The organism is Azorhizobium oxalatiphilum, from assembly GCF_014635325.1.
Taxonomy (GTDB): domain Bacteria; phylum Pseudomonadota; class Alphaproteobacteria; order Rhizobiales; family Xanthobacteraceae; genus Azorhizobium; species Azorhizobium oxalatiphilum.
Genome location: NZ_BMCT01000007.1, coordinates 89,461 through 105,939 on the forward strand (window position 1 = coordinate 89,461; position 16,479 = coordinate 105,939).

Below are 16,479 nucleotides of genomic sequence, written 5' to 3' on the forward strand. Positions count from 1 at the left end.
GTCCCCGGTGCGAACAAGAGCTTGTCTAAAGGAGGCCCGCGGGGGTGGTCAATGGAATTTTTAGACCGATCTAAATCTTTGTTGCCGGCGGTCTATATTGCATCTGCGTTGCTGCGATGCGGAAAAGTGCGGGGTATCCGCGTGCTTGTCTTGGGCAAGCTATTGAGGGGGCTGAGGGGCGGCGAATGTGCGTGGCAACCAATGTGAGTGGATGGTGCGCCCGGTCGTGCCCCCTCCCTAACCCTCCCCCGCAAGCGGGAGAGGGAACCTGTCGCACGGGAGGAGAGGGCAATCACCATTCGCCAGAGAGCGGGGCTAACCGCCTGCGCACCGCGCCCCCTCTCCCGCTTGCGGGGGAGGGTTGGGGAGGGGGAAGAGACGGTCGGAATTCAGCGCGCCCCTCTAAGCCGCGCCGCTCCGCCCTGCCACATAGGCGCGCCAGCCGCCGAGCGCGGTGATCTCCCGCGCGCCCGCCACCGCGTGGGCCTCGCACAGGAAGCCGGAGGCTTCGCTGCCGTCCTCCAGCCGCACCTTGCCGATGCCCAGCGGCGCCGGGATGCGGGCGACGAAGGCGCCGAAGGCGGAGGCTTCCAGTTCCCACACCTCCACATCCAGCCCCGGCCCCGCGAAGCCGGGTTCGCGCACGAGGCCGGGCTTTTCCGGCACCGTGCCGGGCAAGGCATAGAGCCGATAGTCCGGCGCGGTGCGGCAGCGGCGGATGAGGCGGCCGCCGGGCTCGGTCAACTCGCGGTTGAGCGGCATGCCGGAGAGATGGGCGCCCACCACCACGAGCGGCAGGGTTTCGGCTTTCCCGTTCGGGTTGTTGTTGCTCATGCCATGGCCTCCAGCACCGCCACCACATCGCCCGTGCGCACCGTGCGGCCGGGGCCGACCCGCACTTCGCGCAGTGTCCCCGCCGCATGGGCGGTAATGGCAATCTCCATCTTCATGCTCTCGATGATGGCGATGGTCTCGCCCGCAGCGATGGTCGCGCCCGGCTCGGCCAGCACCTTCCACACATTGCCCGGCACATTGGCGCTGATACCGAAGCAGCCGTCCGGGATGGCGTCCGGCGCCAGCGCCGGGCCGCCGTCATCGGTGACGAAGCTGTCCAGCCCCTCGGCCTTCCAGCGCGCCTTCTCCGCCTCGAAGGCGGCCTGCTGGCGGGACTTGAAGGCGGCAATCGCCGGGGCCTCCCGCTTCAGCCCGGCGGCATAGTCCGCATAGGAGAAGCTGCCCTCCTCGATGCGCACCGGATAAGCCCCGTGCGGGAAGGCGGCGCGCGCCTCGGTCAGCTCTTCGTGCGAGACCGGGAAGAAGCGGATCTGGTCGAAGAAGCGCAGCAGCCAGGGCGTGCCGGGCTGGAAGGCGGGCGTCGCGCGCCAGGTGTTCCACATCTGGATTGTGCGGCCGAACAATTGATAGCCGCCCGGCCCCTCCATGCCATAGATGCACATATAGGCGCCGCCGATGCCCACCGCATTCTCCGGCGTCCAGGTGCGGGCGGGGTTGTACTTCGTGGTGACGAGGCGGTGGCGCGGGTCGATGGGGGTCGCCACCGGCGCGCCCAGATAGACATCGCCAAGGCCGAGCACCAGATAGCGGGCATTGAACACGATGTCCTTGACCGCCTGCTCATCGGGTAGCCCGTTGATGCGGCGGATGAACTCGATGTTGGAGGGGCACCAGGGCGCGTTGGGACGCACCAGCTCCTGATACTTGCGCATGGCGAGCTGCGCGTCCGGATCATCCCACGACAGCGGCAGGTGGACGGTGCGGCTCGGCACCACCACGTCCTCGGCAGCGGGCAGGGAGTGTTCGATCTCCTGCAAGGCACCGAGCAGGTGGGCGCGGGTGAGCGCCGTGCCGTCATAATGCAGCTGCAGCGAGCGGATGCCGGGCGTGAGGTCGATGAGGCCCGGCAGCTTCGCCGCACCTACCGCCTGCGCCATGAGATGGGCGCGCAGGCGCAAGGCGATGTCGAGCCGCATGTCGCCGAACTCGACCAGCAGATTGTCGTCGCCCTGCCGGCGATAGACCACCTCCACCGGCCCGTCGTCGCGCCGGGCGATGATGGGCGAGCCCGCCTCGGGCGCGGCGATGATGCTCGGCCCCGCCACGACATCGCCCGCCCGGGACACGGGGCGGAACCGCACGGTGTCGCCGGGCTTGAGCTGACCCATCTTCCATTGCTCGTCGCGGGCGATCACCGCCGGGCAGACGAAGCCGCCGAGCGAGGGACCATCCGGCCCGAGAATGATGGGCATGTCGCCGGTGAAATCGATGGCGCCGATGGCATAGGCATTGTCGTGCAGGTTGGAGGGGTGGAGCCCCGCCTCGCCGCCATCGGTGCGTGCCCAGCGCGGCGTCGGCCCCATGAGGCGCACGCCGGTGCGGGCGCTGTTGAAATGCACCTCGTAGGGCTCCGCGAACAGGTCCGCGATGTCCTCCGGCTGAAAGAAATCAGGCGCGCCGTGCGGGCCATAGACCACGCCGATCTCCCATTGGCTCGTGAGTGCTGCTGGGGCGGGCGGCGGGGTGGTGTCCTGCGTTATTGAGCCCAGATGCAGCACGTCGCCGCCCTTCAGCGTGCCGGTGGCGTGGCCGCCGAAGGCGCCGAGCGCGAAGGTGGCGCGCGAACCCAGCACTTCCGGCGCATTGAAGCCGCCGCGCACGGCGAGATAGGCCCGCTGGCCGGCCCCCGCGATGGCGCCGATGGCGAGCACCTGCCCCGCCTTCACCGTGACGGGTACGTCATGCGGCACGCTCTCCCCATTCACCGTGGCAGGCATATGCGCGCCGGAGAGCGCCACCTCGGCTGCGGTGTGGAAGCGCAGCGTCGGGCCGTTGACGGTGAGTTCCAGCGCCGCCGTGTCCGGGTGATTGCGCACCAGAGCATTGGCGCGGCGGAAGGACAGCGCGTCCATGGGCCCGCTCGGCGGTACGCCCACATGCCAGAGGTTGAGGCGGCCCGGCAGTTCCTGCAAGCTGGACTGCGCGCCGGGGCTGAGCACTTCGATGCTGCGCGGCGTGAAGGAAAAGTCGCGCAGCGCTGTCGTCGCCACCTTGCCCGAGGCGAACAGATCGGAGGCAGCGATGGCGCGCAGATAGGCGAGGTTGGTCTCGATGCCGGCGAGCGTGGTCCCGTCCAGCGCCTGCCTAAGCGCGGCGATGGCGGCGGGACGGTCCTCGCCGGTGACGATCACCTTCGCCAGCATGGGATCGTAATAGGGCGTCACCTCGCTGCCGGTCTCCACCCAGCCGTCCACGCGCACGCCTTCGGGGAAGGCGACCTTGGTGAGCAGGCCGGCACTGGGCTGGAAATTGGCATGCGGGATTTCCGCATAGATGCGGGCCTCGATGGCTGCGCCCTTCGGCGTGAGCGGGGTGGCGGGAATGGGGTCATCGCCCGCCGCCTGCCGCACCATCCAGCTCACGAGGTCGATGCCGAACACCGCCTCCGTGACCGGATGCTCAACCTGAAGCCGGGTGTTCACCTCCAGGAAGTAGAATTCTTCGCGCGCGGGGTCATAGATGAATTCCACCGTGCCGGCGGAGGCATAGGCGACCTTTTCTCCCAGCGCCACGGCGGCGGCATGCAGGCGCGCGCGCACGGCGTCCGGCAGCAGAGGTGCGGGCGTTTCCTCGATGACCTTCTGGTTGCGCCGCTGGAGCGAGCAGTCGCGCTCGCCCAGTGCCACCACGCGGCCCTGCCCATTGCCGAAGATCTGCACTTCCACATGGCGCGCATCGGCCACGAAGCGCTCCAGATAGACACGGGCATCGCCGAAGGACGCGCTGGCCGTGCGCTGCACGCGGGCGAACGCCTCCGCCAGCTCTTCCGGCGTGGCGCAGAGCTGCATGCCGATGCCGCCGCCGCCCGCCGTGCTCTTGAGCATGACCGGATAGGTGATGGCCTGCGCCGCCCGAAGCGCCTCCTCCACGCTGTCGATGAGCCCGGTGCCGGGCAGCAGCGGCACGCCGCTCGCTTCCGCGATCTCGCGCGCCGTGTGCTTGAGGCCGAAGGCCCGCAGATGGTCGGGGCGCGGGCCGATGAAGGCGATGCCTTCCGCCGCCAGCCGCTCGGCGAAAGCGACGTTCTCGGAGAGGAAGCCATAGCCGGGATGCACGGCCTCAGCCCCGCTGGCCTTGGCGGCGGCGATCACCGCGTCCACGTCCAGATAGCTCTGGGCGGCGGGGGCGGGGCCGAGGCGGTGGGCCTCGTCCGCCTCCAGCACGGCGCGCGTGAAACGGTCGGCATCCGAATAGACGGCGACGACCCGGATGCCCATCGCACGCAAGGTGCGGCCGATCCGGCTGGCGATCTCGCCCCGGTTGGCAATCAGAACGGTGTTGAACATGCTTCAGCCCTCGTCGCCCGCGAAGATCAGCACTTCGATGGGGGTGGGGTTGAAGCCGTTGCAGGGATTGTTGATCTGCGGGCAGTTGGAGATGACGCAGAGCAGGTCCATCTCCGCCCGGATCTCCACATAGTCGCCCGGCTTCGACACCCCGTCCACGATGGCCAGCTCGCCGTTTGGCGAGATGGGCACGTTCATGAAGAAGTTGATGTTGGGCACGATGTCCCGCTTCGCCATGCCGTATTTCGAGACCTCATGGACGAAGTTCTCGCGGCAGGCGTGCAGATAGCGCGTGTGCTGGCCGAAGCGCGCGGTGTTGCTCTCGCAGGAGCAGGCGCCCGCCGAGGTGTCGTGCCGGCCCGCCGTGTCGGCGGTGACGACACCCATCAGGTGGCCCTCATTGGAGATGAGGCGGGTGCCGGTCGTGACATAGGCCGCCCCCTGCACGCGCACCGTATCCTGCGAGGAATAGCGCTCGGAATAATCGCCTGCGCAATAGAACAGCGTGTCCACCGCCTGCTGGCCTTCAAGGTCCACGATGCGGATGGACTGGCCGCGCTTCACGAGGCCGGACCACGGCGCCTGCGCGGGCACGCGGTGGGTTTCGATGGCGGTCCTGGTGGCGGATTTGGGATCGCGCACGGGCGTGGCGATGAAACGGTTCTGGTTCATGACTTGCCCCCTTCTCAGCGCGCGAGGTTTTCGAAGCCGCGGGCGGCCTCGGGGGTGGCGGTGCGGCACAGGTCGTCGAAGGCGATGGGCGGCGCCTGAAAGCGGATGGCCTCCACAATGCCCGCCGCATAGTCCGGGCGCGGGTCGAGCGGGTGCGGGCAATTGGAGAGGGCGACGATGAGGTCCATCTCGGCCCGCAGATCCACGAAATCGCCCGCCTGCCTTGTGTCCGGCCCCCATGCCAGCTTGCCCGCATCATCGGTCCGCACGGGGGCGAAGAAGGTGAGGGCGGGCGGGATGTCGCGGCGGTCGAGCCCGAGCTTGCCGGCGGCGAGGATGAAATTGTCCCGCGTGTTGCGCAGCCGCTCGGTATCGGCCTTCGCGCCATAGCGGGCGCGGTTGGAAGCGGCGGTGGAACCGCCCATCAGAGCGTCATGGGCGGCGGATGTGTCCTCGATCAGCGAGAGCATCACGCGGCCCATGTCGGAGAAGATCACGCGGCCTTTCTGGAGCTTCGCGGTCCATTGGATCTTCACCGTGTCGGCATAGTTCAGCCGCTCGCTGGTGTCGTGGGCGTTCCAGCAGATCAGCGAGACGGCGGCGGGCGCGTCCATCAGCGCGAGGCGCAGGCCCTCGCCCGCCTTCAGGCGCAGCGTGTGATACCAGCCGGCGGGAATGTCCTCGCGCACCAGCGGGCCGGGCGGCAAGGGCAGGCCGCGCGGGGTGGGCGCAGGCAGAGCGGCGGGGGCGTGGTCGCCGGCCGCTTTCAGCTCGTCATAGCGGCGCTTGTTGGCTGCGATGCGGGCGACTTTTTCTGTGTCAGTGCTCATGGCTCTCTTCCTCAGGCGCTTCTGCGTGCCGGGTCGTCCCGGCCTTGTCCCTCAGCGAGAACCGGGTCGTCCCGGTCGGGGGTGAAAAGGTCGAGCTGGCCGGCGATGCGCGGCGGCCAGACCTCGATGTCCTTGGCGATGGTGGCGCCGAAGCGTTCCCGCTCCTCCGGCCGGTTGCGTCGGCGCTCGAAGGCGATGACGCGGGTGGCCAAGGTGAAAGCTTCGCGCAGATCGTGCGTCACCATCACGACGGTCATTTCGCAACTGTTCCACAGCCGGCGCATGAGCTGGTGGATGTCGGCGCGGATGCCGGGATCGAGCGCCCCGAAGGGTTCGTCCAGCAGCAGGATGCGCGGCTTGCGCATGATGGCCTGCGCCAGCGCGAGGCGCTGCTGCATGCCGCCCGAGAGCGCCGCCGGATATTTGTCCTCCGCGCCTGCCAGCCCCACCTCGGCGATGAGCGCGCGCGCTTCCTCCTCCGCCGCCCGCCGCGCCGTGCCGAACAGGCGGGCGGTGAAGGGCGACTGCGAGAATTCTGCCGCCAGCAGCACGTTGCCGAGCACGGTGAGGTGCGGGAAGACGGAATAGCGCTGGAACACCACGCCCCGGTCGGCGCCGGGCTCGGGCGCGATGGGTTTGCCGTCGATCAGGATCTCGCCGCGCGTGGCTTTCTCCTCGCTCAGCAGCATGCGCAGAAACGTGGTCTTGCCGCAGCCGGAGGGGCCGACGAGGGCCACGAAGGAGCGGGCGGCGAACTCCAGATTGATGTCCTCGAGGACGATCTGGTCGCCATATTCCTTCCAGAGATTGCGGACGGAGATGGCGGTCATGCGCTCCTCCCGCCATACCAGGGAAAGAGCGCGCGGCGCAGCCGCACGAGGGCGTAATCCATCAGCACGGACAAAAGGGTGATCCAGGCCACATAGGGAAGGATCACGTCCATGGCGAGATAGCGCCGCACGAGGAAGATGCGATAGCCGAGGCCCGCCTCCGCCGCGATGGCCTCGGCCGCGATGAGGAACAGGAAGGCCGGGCCGAGCGAGAGGCGCACCGCGTCGATGAGCCGGGGCGCGATCTGCGGCAGCACCACGCGCAGCGCGATCTGCCAGGAGGAGCCGCCCAGCGTCTCGGCCTTGATGGTCTGCTCGCGCGGCAGTTCCTCCACCCGCATGGCGAGATCGCGGATGAGGAAGGGCGTGACGCCGATGGTGATCAGCGCCACCTTGGAGGCCTCCCCCAGCCCCATGACGATGAACAGGATCGGCAGCAGCGCCAGCGGCGGCACCATGGACACCATGGCGACGAAGGGCGCCAGCAGCGCCCGCACGGCGGGCAGCATGCCGATGAGCATGCCGGTGACGAGGGCGATTGCCGTTGAGAGGGCGAGCGCGCTGACGAGCCGGTCCAGCGTCGCCAGCGTGTCGTTGAGCAGCAGATAGTCGCCGGTGCGCGCATCGGGATTGAGCGCCACGCGGCCGATGGCGTCGGCGAGCGTCGCGAGGCTCGGCAGCAGCTTGTCCGCCGGATTTTCGGCGAGGCGCGCGGCGGAGCCGAGCACATAGGCGAGGATGACGAGCGCGAACGGCAGCAGCGCCAGCAGCAGCGCCGTCGTGCGGTCCGGTCGTCGGTTGATGAGGCGCATGGGGCTCCGGGCGTTTCGTGCGTGGGTCGATGGGCTCGCCCGCGTGCGGGGGAGATGTCGCGTCTGATGGAAGCCGCGCCTTCCCCCTCCCCACCCCTCCCCCGCAAGCGGGAGAGGGAGCCTGTGGCGCGGGGGGAGGGCGGACGCTCAATACGGAAGGAGCTTGCCCGCCGATTTCACCCTCTCCCGCTTGCGGGGGAGGGCAGGGAAGGGCAGGCCGGGCGCGTCCCGTCCGCTCAGAGCTTGCCGTCGGCGGCCATCGCCATGTAGGTGTCGATGAAGCGCAGCTTCACGTTCTTGGCGTCACCCAGCACCTTGCCGTCGGCGAGCGCGATACCGATGAAGTCGGCGGACTTGGCGCTCTCGCCCAGCAGCTTCTTGTCGAACAGGAACTTGCGCACCCGGTCCATGGTGGTGCCGACCGCGGCGGATTTCACGAAGGACACCGCCTCGGGTGCGGTGGCGAACAGGCGGGTGGCCTTCAGCTGCGCCTCGAAGCCGGAAAGATCCGTGCCGGAAGCCTTGCCCATGGCGGTGCGCGCCGCCTTGCCGGCCTCGCTCTCGGCGGTCATCAGCGCGGCGGTCTCGTACCAGATGCCGGCCAGAGCCTTGCCGAAGTCCGGATTGTCGTTGAGCGTCTGCGTATTGGCGACCATCAGGTCCATGATCTCGCCGGGGATCTTGGAGCTGTCGAACACGTTCTTCGCGCTCTTCTCGGCCAGGATTTCCGACACCAGCGGGTTCCAGGTCACGACGGCGGTCACGGCCTTGGTCTTGTAGGCGGCCACCATGTCGGCATCGGACGTGTTCACCACCTTCACGTCGCGCTCGGTGAGCTTCACGCTTTCCAGCGCGCGGGCCAGCAGATAGTGCGAGACGGAGAATTCGACGAGATTGACCTTCTGGCCCTTGATGGAGGCGAGGCTGTCCTTGCTCTTCAGGATCACCGCGTCATTGCCGTTGGAGAAGTCGCCCATGATGACGGCGGTGGTGTCCACGCCGCCGGCGGCGGGCACGGAGAGGGCGTCCATGTTGGTCACGGTCAGCGCGTCGAAGGCGCCGGCGGTGTACTGGTTGATGCTCTCCACGTAATCGTTGAACTGCACCACGTCGATCTTCAGGCCGTACTTGTCGGCCCATTTCTTCACGATGCCATGGTCGGCGGCATAGCCCCAGGGCATCCAGCCCACATAGATCGACCAGGCGACCTTGAATTCGGTCTTGGGCGCGGCCTGCGCCGAACCCGCGAACGGGCCGCTGCTGAGCATGAGCGCAGCAGCAAGGCCAAGGCCGAACGCCGCCGAGCGGCGGGTCAATGGATTGGAAAACAGCGTCGAAACCGAGAAGCGCATAATATTCCCCTTGTTCAATGTCTGGGGAATTGGCGGAGACTCGCGTGCCACCAATTCCTTGGCCACCGAGGTCTCCCGGGCTTTTATCCCGCCGTGCGCCCGGCCCGGATGTCTCCCGGGCCGGTGGCAGCTCTCGGACCAGTCACGCCTTCCGACGCCGGAACCCTAGCCACCAACTCTGGTCTCCTAGGTAGCAAGGCGCGTGCCACGAAAAAGGCGAGCAGAATCAACGGACGCTGTCCGGCATCGCGCCGCCGGCCCGCCTGTCTGTGCGGCAGGTGTCTAATTAATGGGCGAAAGCAGGTGTCTATTGCCGGCTTGCATGCAGGATGGCCGCGCGCGTGCTCTGCCCTACTTCTCCGTCTCCGTCAGCCCCTGCACGAACAGGCGCTGCATCAGCAGGATCACCGCCACCGGCGGCAGCAAGGCGAGGATGGCGGTGGCCATCACCAGATGCCAGACCGGGGCCTCCTGCGTGGCTGTGGAGGCGAGGCGCTGGATCGAGGTGAGGATGGTGCTGTGGGCGGCATCCGTCGTCACCATCAGCGGCCACAGATACTGGTTCCAGCCATAGATGAAGAGGATGACGAACAGCGCCGCGATGTTGGTGCGCGAGAGCGGCACGAGGATGTGCCAGAAGAAGGCCAGCGGCCCGGCGCCGTCCATGCGCGCGGCTTCCGTCATCTCGTCGGGAATGGTCATGAACACCTGCCGGAACAGGAAGGTGGCGGTGGCGCTGGCGATCAGCGGCAGGATGAGGCCGCCCTGCGTGTTGAGCAGCGAGAGGCCCGCCACCACCTTATAGGTGGGCAGGATGCGCACCTCCACCGGCAGCATCAGGGTGATGAAGATCAGCCAGAAGGCGGTCTGCCGGAACGGGAAGCGGAAATAGCAGATGGCGAAGGCGGAGAGGATGGAGATGGAGATCTTGCCGATGGCGATGCCCAGCGCCATCAGCAGGCTGTTCCACAGCGCCCCGCCCAGTGGCGGAAAGCCCTGCAGGCCCGCGCCCGCGCCGATGAGGCCGGCATAATTCTCCAGCATCCGGTCGCCGGGCAGGAAGCCGATGCGGCCGGACAGGAAGTCCGCCCCCGGATGGGTGGAGGCCACGAAGGCCAGATAGACCGGCAGTACCATGACGGTGCAGCCGAGGATGAGCAGGCCGTGCGCGGCCAGCGTCAGCCCGCGATCTCGTTCCACCATGCCGTCGCGCGCCATCAGTAATGCACCTTGCGTTCGATGTGGCGGAACTGCACGGCGGTGAGCGTGGCCACGATGACCAGCAGCACCACCGACTGGGCGGATGAGGCGCCGAGGTCCAGCCCCTCGAAGCCGTCCTTGAACACCTTGTAGACCAGCGTGGTGGTGGCCCGCCCCGGCCCGCCGCCGGTGGTGGCGTGGATGACGCCGAAGGTGTCGAAGAAGGCATAGGTGATGTTCACCACCAGCAGAAAGAAGGTGGTGGGGGCCAGCAGCGGGAAGATGATGGCGGCAAAGCGCCGGAACGGGCCGGCGCCGTCGATGGCGGCGGCCTCGATGAGCGGGCGGGGAATGGCGCGCAGGCCCGCATAGAAGAACAGCAGATTATAGCTCACCTGCTTCCAGGCGGAGGCGAGGATGACGAGCGCGAGCGCCTGCCCGCCGTTGAGGAAGTGGTTCCAGCTGATGCCCAGCGCCCTGAGGCCCCGCGCCGCGATGCCGACGCTGGGGTCGAACATGAACCAGAACAGGATGGCGGCCACGGCCGGCGCCACCGCATAGGGCCAGATGAGCAGGGTGCGGTAGAGGCCGGCGAGCCGTCCTGCCTTCTCCGCCGCCAGCGCCAGCACGAGGCCGAGGGCGAGCGAGAGAAACGCCACCGCACTGGAGAAGACGAAGGTGGTGCCGATGGCCTCCAGATAGGCCGGGTCATGGAACAGCGCCTCGAAATTGGCGAGGCCCACGAACTGCTTTGCCAGCCCGAAGGCGTCCTGCGCATAGAGCGCGCCGAACAGCGCTTCCGCCGCCGGCCAGAGGAAGAAGACGACCGTGATGGCCAGCTGCGGGGCGAGCAGCAGATAGGGCAGCAGCCTGCCGGGGAAGATGACGCGTTTGGCCTGCATGGCGGTGGCCGGTCAGCGGCGCAGCGGGCCGGCGCGGTGCGCGCGCTGCCGGGCCCGGCGTCGGACTATGTCGCATTCCGCAACAGGTGTCTTCCATGGCAGGTTCGCGGCCCGCGCAGGGGACGCGCCCGCCGGGTCATTCGGATGCAAGGGGCGCGTCATTCATGGTCTGCCCGTAAGGGGAGGGAGAGGGCGGCATGTACAAGACCGTTTTCGTGAAGGCCTATCTGAAGCAGGAAGTGCGGGAGCAGGTCTCCAACGTGCAGGTGGGCACGCGCACCATCAGCAAGCGGAAGGGCCTCTTCGACACCGCCATGGTGCAGGAGGAGGAGCCGGTCTATGAGCAGCGGGTGGAGAAAGTGACCACCGGCAAGCATTCCGAGACCGAGATCGACGCGGAGGACTTCTCCCGGCGCATCGAGAAGACCTGCAACGACATGCACGACAAGGGCTATGATCTGGTCAGCATGAACGAGGTGATCCGCGGCGCGTATCACTATGATGCCAAGCCCAACCAGTCCCGCACCGACCATCTGTGCGCCGGCGGCGGCTATTCCATCGCCTACGGCTACAGCATGACCGACGGCATGATGATCCTGTTCCGCAAGCGCGGCTGAGGGCGTTAGTCGACCTTCAAACCCTGCATTCATGAAGCAAAACATCGTCATGGCCGGACTTGATCCGGCCATCCACGTCGGGCCGATAGGGGACGGCACCAGACCCCGAGCTGCGACTGCCGTTCGCGAAAGTGCCCGTCGTGCTTCCGGCGGTGGGACGTGGATCCCCGGATCAAGTCCGGGGATGACGATCTACTGCTGCAAGGCTGTCGAGCACTCAATGGCGATCGCTCCTGCCGTCCGGCGCGGAAAGGGCCGGCTCGGGGCCGGCCCCCTTGATCCGCCTTACTGATTGGCCTTCTGGAAGCTCCGCAGCAGGGTGTTGCCCCGCGCCTGCGCTGCCTCCAGCGCCGCCTTGGCGGTCTTGCTGCCGTTGAGCGTGGCCTCAAGTTCTTCCTCGAACACGTCGCGGATCTGCACGAAGGAGCCGAAGCGCAGGCCCTTCGAATTCTCCGTCGGCGGGTTCAGCGTCATCTGCAGCACGGAGACGTCGGCGCCGGGGTTCTTCTCGTAGAAGCCCTGTTGCTTGGCGAGGTGATAGGCGGCTTCGGTGATCGGCAGATAGCCGGTCTCCTCGTGCCACCAGGCCTGCACTTCGGGCTTGGAGAGATAGGTGAAGAACTTCGCCACGCCCTTGTATTCGGCCTGCGGGCGGCCGGTGAGCACCCAGAGGCTGGCGCCGCCGATGATGGAATTCTGCGGCGCGCCCTTCACGTCGGGCCAGTAGGGCATCATGCCGTAGCCGAGATCGAACTTGGAATTGGCGAGAATGGCGGCGCGGGCGGCGGAAGAGCCGATGGAGATGGCGCATTCGCCGGAGAAGAACTTCGGGTCGGCCTTGGCGAGGCGGCCGCCATAGTCGAACAGCTTGGTCTTCTGCCACTCGGCCAGCTTCTCCCAATGGTGCTGCACCACCGGGTTGGCGATGGAGAATTCGGTGTCGAGCCCGGCCATGCCGTTCTGCTTGGTGCCGATGGCCACGTTATGCCAGGCGGAGAGGTTCTCCACATGCACCCAGGACGGCCACTGGGTGGTGAAGCCGCAGGCGGTGCCGGAGGCCTGGATCTTCTTCGCCATGGCCTCCAGCTCGGGCCATGTCTTCGGCGGGGTGGCGGGGTCGAGCCCGGCCTGCCGGAAGATGTCCTTGTTGTAATAGAGGATCGTGGTGGAGGAGTTGAACGGGTAGGACAGCATGTTGCCCTGCGTGTCCGAATAATAGCCGGTCACGGCGGGCAGATAGGCCTTGGGGTCGAAAGCTTCGCCCTGCTCGGCCATCAGCCTGTAGACCGGATAGACCGCGCCCTTGGCGGCCATCATGGTGGCGGTGCCCACCTCGAACACCTGCACGATGGCCGGGTTCTGCTTGGCGCGGAAGGCGGCGATGGCCCCGGTCATGGCCTCCGGATAGCTGCCCTTGTAGACGGGCACGATCTTGTAATCGCTCTGCGTGGCGTTGAAGTCGCTGGCGACCTTCTCCAGCTTCTCGCCCAGCGGGCCGGACATGGCGTGCCACCACTGGATTTCGGTTGCAGCGAGCGCCGGGCCGGCGTACAGGCCCGCCGCCAGAACGCCCGTTACCACGCCCCGCATCAGTCCGTGCCACGCCGTCATGGTCCCGTCTCCCGGTCAGAAGTAAACGTTTCCCCGCCTGCTTGCTGGCTTTGGATGACGGGCGGATGACAATGCGTCGCAACGGTTTGGGGGCGGATTCGGCGGGTGGTAGCGGGCGCAGGGATGCGCGGGGCGCGGGGCGATGTTGCGACGCAACGCTTGATCCGCACGCGCCAAGCGCGTAACAAGCCGCCCCTCCCGGAGAACCCATTCATGACCGCTTGCGGCCTCGATTTCGGCACGTCCAACACCACGCTCGGCGTGCCCACCGCAACCGGCGCGGTGCTGGCGGCGCTGGAGGACGGGCGCGATACGGTGCCAAGCGCCGTCTTCTATGACCGCCTCGGCGACCTGCGCATCGGTCGCGCCGCGGTGAGCGCCTATGTGGCGGGTGATGACGGGCGCTTCATGCGTTCGCTGAAATCCGTGCTCGGCACCGCCCTGCTGGACGAGACCACCGCCGTGGGGCGCAAGCGCATTCCCTTCCGTGCGGTGATCGGCGATTTCGTCGCCACCGTGAAGCAGCGCGCGCAGGCCGATCGCGGCACGGAGCTGTCCAGGGTGGTGATGGGCCGCCCGGTGTTCTTCGTGGACGAGGACCCGGCGGGCAATGCCAAGGCGCAGCAGGCGCTGGAGGAGATCGCGCGCGGCGCGGGCTTCTCGGACGTGACCTTCCAGTACGAGCCCATCGCCGCCGCGCTGGATTATGAGCAGCAGGTCAATCACGAGGAGCTGGCGCTGATCGCCGACATCGGCGGCGGCACGTCGGACTTTTCCATCGTGCGCATCGGCCCGGCGCTGAAGGGCAAGCCGGACCGGGCGGACGACATCCTCGCCAATGACGGCGTGCGCATCGGCGGCACGGATTTCGACCGGCAGCTGTCGCTGGGCGTGGTGATGCCGCTGCTCGGCTATCGCAGCCCCATGAAGCAGCCCGGCCGCGACGTGCCGAGCGCCTATTATTTCGATCTGGCCACCTGGTCGTCCATCAACCGGCTCTACACCGGAAAGACCGAGCGCGAGATCGTGGAGGTGCGGCGCGATGCGGCCCATCCGGCGCTGCTCGACCGCCTGCTGAAGGTGATCGAGGACCAGCGCGGCCACACGCTCGCCATCGCCACCGAGGGCGCCAAGATCGCGCTGGCGGAAGAGGGCGTGGCGGAGCTGGACCTTCAGGAAGTGGAGGCGGGCCTTGCCACCTCGCTCGATCGGGCGGGTCTGGAAAACCACACCGCCACGCTGGCGGAGCGCGTCGCGCGCCGCGTGGACGTGTGCCTGAAGGAAGCCGGCGTTTCCGCCGATCGCATCGACGCGGTGTTCCTGACCGGCGGCTCAACACGCCTTGCCCATGTGCGCGCGGCCATTCTCGCGGCGCTGCCGCAGGCGCGCGTGGTGGACGGCGACACCTTCGGCTCGGTGGGCACCGGGCTGGCGCTGGAGGCTGCCCGGCGCTTCGGGTGAGGGCGACTGCGGATCAAAGCGAAATCGTTCGATCCGCTTCTGCCCCGGCCTCGCTTGCCCCCTCCCAACCCTCCCCCGCATCGAAGTCGGATGTTTCCGACTTCGGCACCTTGTTGCCGTAACCGACATGAGCCGGTTATGGGCGGGAGAGGGCTTTCCCCGCCTGGATTTCAGTGCGTCGCTGCGGTGAGCGCGACAGCCCCCTCTCCCGCTTGCGGGGGAGGGTTGGGGAGGGGGAAGGACACACCGCTTCCCCTTGAAAACACGCTACTGATGCAGCGCGCCGGGGCCGCCGGCGAGAACGCCGCCGTCGAGCGGGAGCGGCGCGTGCGCCGGGGCGAGGCAGGCCTGCAGCATGCGCTCCACGCGGCTGGCGAGCACGCCGTCCGCATGCTCCGTGAGAGCGGATACCCCCATCACGTCGCGCAGCATGGAAATGCCGAGGCAGAAGGCCGCCAGCAGGGCCGCGCTCTGCTCGGCCTCATGGTCGTCGGCCTGGGGCACCGCGTCGTGCGCTTGCGCGAGGCGGGTGACGGGGGCCAGCAGCGCGTCCTCGGTCCAGCTCTTCAGGACCGGCGCGGCATGCGGATCGGAAAGCGAGCGGGCCAGCATCTGGAGCGGATCGCCGGGCGAATTGGGGGCGGCTCCGAGCAGATGGGCGGTCATGGCATGGGCCAGCGCCGGCACGTCCGCGTTGGCCTCGGCCGCTTTCCAGCCGCCGCAGGCCCGCTCCACGCAGGCGGCGAACAGGGCTTCCTTGGAACCGAACATGCGGTGGACGCGGGCCACATCGAACCCCGCGTCGGCCGCGATGTCGCGCAGGCCCACATGGGCATAGCCCTGGGCGGAGAAGCGGCGCATGGCGGCGGACAGAACCTGCTCGCGCGCCACCTCGCCTCGCGTGGCGGACGTGGGTGTTTCGGTCATGGGCTCCTGTCCTTGGCTGGCGCGCGCGCGGCGCAATCGCAGGAAGATCAACCCGCGAAGACGCAACCGTCGTTGAGCCAGATCAAAGAAAAAGGAGCAGGGTGTCGCAGTAGAGACGGCGTCAGGCCGCGCCCTGTACCACGGTCTGCGGCAACAGGAACGGCCCGTCCGGCACCGCATTGATGCGCGCCTCGATGCGGAAGGCGGCCTTCAGCGTGGCGTCGGTCAGCACCTCGGCCGGCGGGCCGCAGGTCAGCAGCGCGCCGTCCACAAGCACGGCGATCACGTCCGCCACCATGGCCGCCAGATTGAGGTCATGCAGCACGGCGAGCACCGCGCCGCCCGCCGCCGCATGGGCGCGGGCCTCGCGCAGCACGAGAAGCTGGTGGGCGAGGTCGAGGCTGGCGGTGGGCTCGTCCAGCAGCAGATAGCGGGGCTTGTCCGGGTCCATCACCTCTACCTGCGCCAGCGCGCGGGCGAGCTGCACCCGCTGGCGTTCGCCGCCCGAGAGCGTGTCGTAGCCGCGCTCCGAGAAGCCGCCGAGGTCCACCCGCTCCAGCAGGCGCTCGATGCGGGCCGTTGCGGAGGGCTGGCTGCCGATGAGGCCGATGCGCACCACCTCGTCCACGCGGAAGGAGAAGGCCACGTCGGCGGATTGCGGCAGCACCGCGCGCCGCCGGGCCAGAGCGACGGGTGCAAGGGTGCGGATGTCGCTTCCCTCCAGCACCACGCGGCCGGCGGAGGGGGTGGTTTCGCCGGCCATCAGCTTCAGCAGGCTGGACTTGCCGGCCCCGTTCGGCCCCACCAGCACGGTGATGGTGCCGGGCTTGAGGGCGAGCGTGACGTCGCGCACCAGCGTACGCCCGTGGCGCGTCAGGCGCACCGCTTCGGCAGTGTACATGGG

General features: G+C 68.1%; 13 protein-coding genes, 1 pseudogene and 1 riboswitch. Of the genes and pseudogenes, 2 read left to right on the forward strand and 12 right to left on the reverse strand.

Annotation, left to right across the window (positions count from 1 at the left end; genetic code table 11):
* Positions 1-402: 402 nt before the first annotated feature.
* From IEW24_RS20795 to ugpA, 9 genes and pseudogenes are all read right to left on the reverse strand, one after another.
* Positions 403-798, reverse strand: a pseudogene (locus IEW24_RS20795) (allophanate hydrolase-related protein); the annotation flags it as partial.
* Between the two features lie 32 nt (positions 799-830).
* Positions 831-4,361 (reverse strand): urea carboxylase, encoded by a 3,531-nt coding sequence (uca, locus tag IEW24_RS20800; protein ID WP_188582270.1) that lies wholly within the window; start codon positions 4,359-4,361, stop codon positions 831-833.
* Positions 4,362-4,364: 3 nt separating this feature from the next.
* On the reverse strand, positions 4,365-5,033 hold the full coding sequence (locus tag IEW24_RS20805) for an urea amidolyase associated protein UAAP2 (protein WP_188582272.1): 669 nt from the start codon (positions 5,031-5,033) through the stop codon (positions 4,365-4,367).
* 14 nt (positions 5,034-5,047) lie between these two features.
* A complete protein-coding gene (locus IEW24_RS20810; RefSeq protein ID WP_188582274.1) occupies positions 5,048-5,863 on the reverse strand; it encodes an urea amidolyase associated protein UAAP1 in 816 nt (271 codons plus the stop codon).
* An 11-nt stretch (positions 5,864-5,874) separates the two neighbouring features.
* Complete coding sequence (locus tag IEW24_RS20815; RefSeq protein WP_188582277.1) at positions 5,875-6,693, reverse strand: ABC transporter ATP-binding protein; 819 nt, start codon at positions 6,691-6,693, stop codon at positions 5,875-5,877.
* Positions 6,690-7,505 carry an ABC transporter permease gene (locus tag IEW24_RS20820; RefSeq protein WP_188582279.1) on the reverse strand — a complete coding sequence of 272 codons (816 nt, stop codon included), beginning with the start codon at positions 7,503-7,505 and terminating at the stop codon, positions 6,690-6,692. Before IEW24_RS20820 ends, IEW24_RS20815 begins: the two co-directional genes overlap by 4 nt.
* A gap of 236 nt (positions 7,506-7,741) precedes the next feature.
* Positions 7,742-8,773, reverse strand: a complete 1,032-nt coding sequence (locus IEW24_RS20825; RefSeq protein ID WP_244644596.1) for a putative urea ABC transporter substrate-binding protein — start codon at positions 8,771-8,773, stop codon at positions 7,742-7,744.
* A 154-nt stretch (positions 8,774-8,927) separates the two neighbouring features.
* A riboswitch (guanidine-I (ykkC/yxkD leader) is annotated at positions 8,928-9,037 on the reverse strand.
* 171 nt (positions 9,038-9,208) lie between these two features.
* Entirely contained in the window at positions 9,209-10,060 is an 852-nt protein-coding gene (ugpE, locus tag IEW24_RS20830) for a sn-glycerol-3-phosphate ABC transporter permease UgpE (RefSeq protein WP_188582654.1), read from the reverse strand.
* Between the two features lie 14 nt (positions 10,061-10,074).
* Positions 10,075-10,959, reverse strand: a complete 885-nt coding sequence (ugpA, locus tag IEW24_RS20835; protein WP_188582282.1) for a sn-glycerol-3-phosphate ABC transporter permease UgpA — start codon at positions 10,957-10,959, stop codon at positions 10,075-10,077.
* A gap of 197 nt (positions 10,960-11,156) precedes the next feature.
* Between ugpA and IEW24_RS20840 the strand changes: the two genes are divergently transcribed.
* Positions 11,157-11,576, forward strand: a complete 420-nt coding sequence (locus tag IEW24_RS20840) for a hypothetical protein (protein ID WP_188582285.1) — start codon at positions 11,157-11,159, stop codon at positions 11,574-11,576.
* A gap of 285 nt (positions 11,577-11,861) precedes the next feature.
* On the opposite strand, the gene ugpB is transcribed toward IEW24_RS20840, so the two are convergent.
* Positions 11,862-13,187, reverse strand: a complete 1,326-nt coding sequence (gene ugpB / locus IEW24_RS20845; protein ID WP_210324265.1) for a sn-glycerol-3-phosphate ABC transporter substrate-binding protein UgpB — start codon at positions 13,185-13,187, stop codon at positions 11,862-11,864.
* 213 nt (positions 13,188-13,400) lie between these two features.
* Between ugpB and IEW24_RS20850 the strand changes: the two genes are divergently transcribed.
* The gene (locus IEW24_RS20850; RefSeq protein WP_188582287.1) at positions 13,401-14,648 is read left to right on the forward strand and encodes an Hsp70 family protein; all 1,248 of its coding nucleotides are present in this window, start codon (positions 13,401-13,403) and stop codon (positions 14,646-14,648) included.
* Positions 14,649-14,915: 267 nt separating this feature from the next.
* Here IEW24_RS20850 and IEW24_RS20855 read toward each other — a convergent pair whose 3' ends face one another.
* Both IEW24_RS20855 and IEW24_RS20860 read right to left on the reverse strand, forming a co-directional pair.
* Positions 14,916-15,575 (reverse strand): TetR/AcrR family transcriptional regulator, encoded by a 660-nt coding sequence (locus tag IEW24_RS20855; RefSeq protein ID WP_188582289.1) that lies wholly within the window; start codon positions 15,573-15,575, stop codon positions 14,916-14,918.
* A gap of 121 nt (positions 15,576-15,696) precedes the next feature.
* Positions 15,697-16,476 (reverse strand): heme ABC transporter ATP-binding protein, encoded by a 780-nt coding sequence (locus IEW24_RS20860; protein WP_188582291.1) that lies wholly within the window; start codon positions 16,474-16,476, stop codon positions 15,697-15,699.
* Positions 16,477-16,479: the final 3 nt, after the last annotated feature.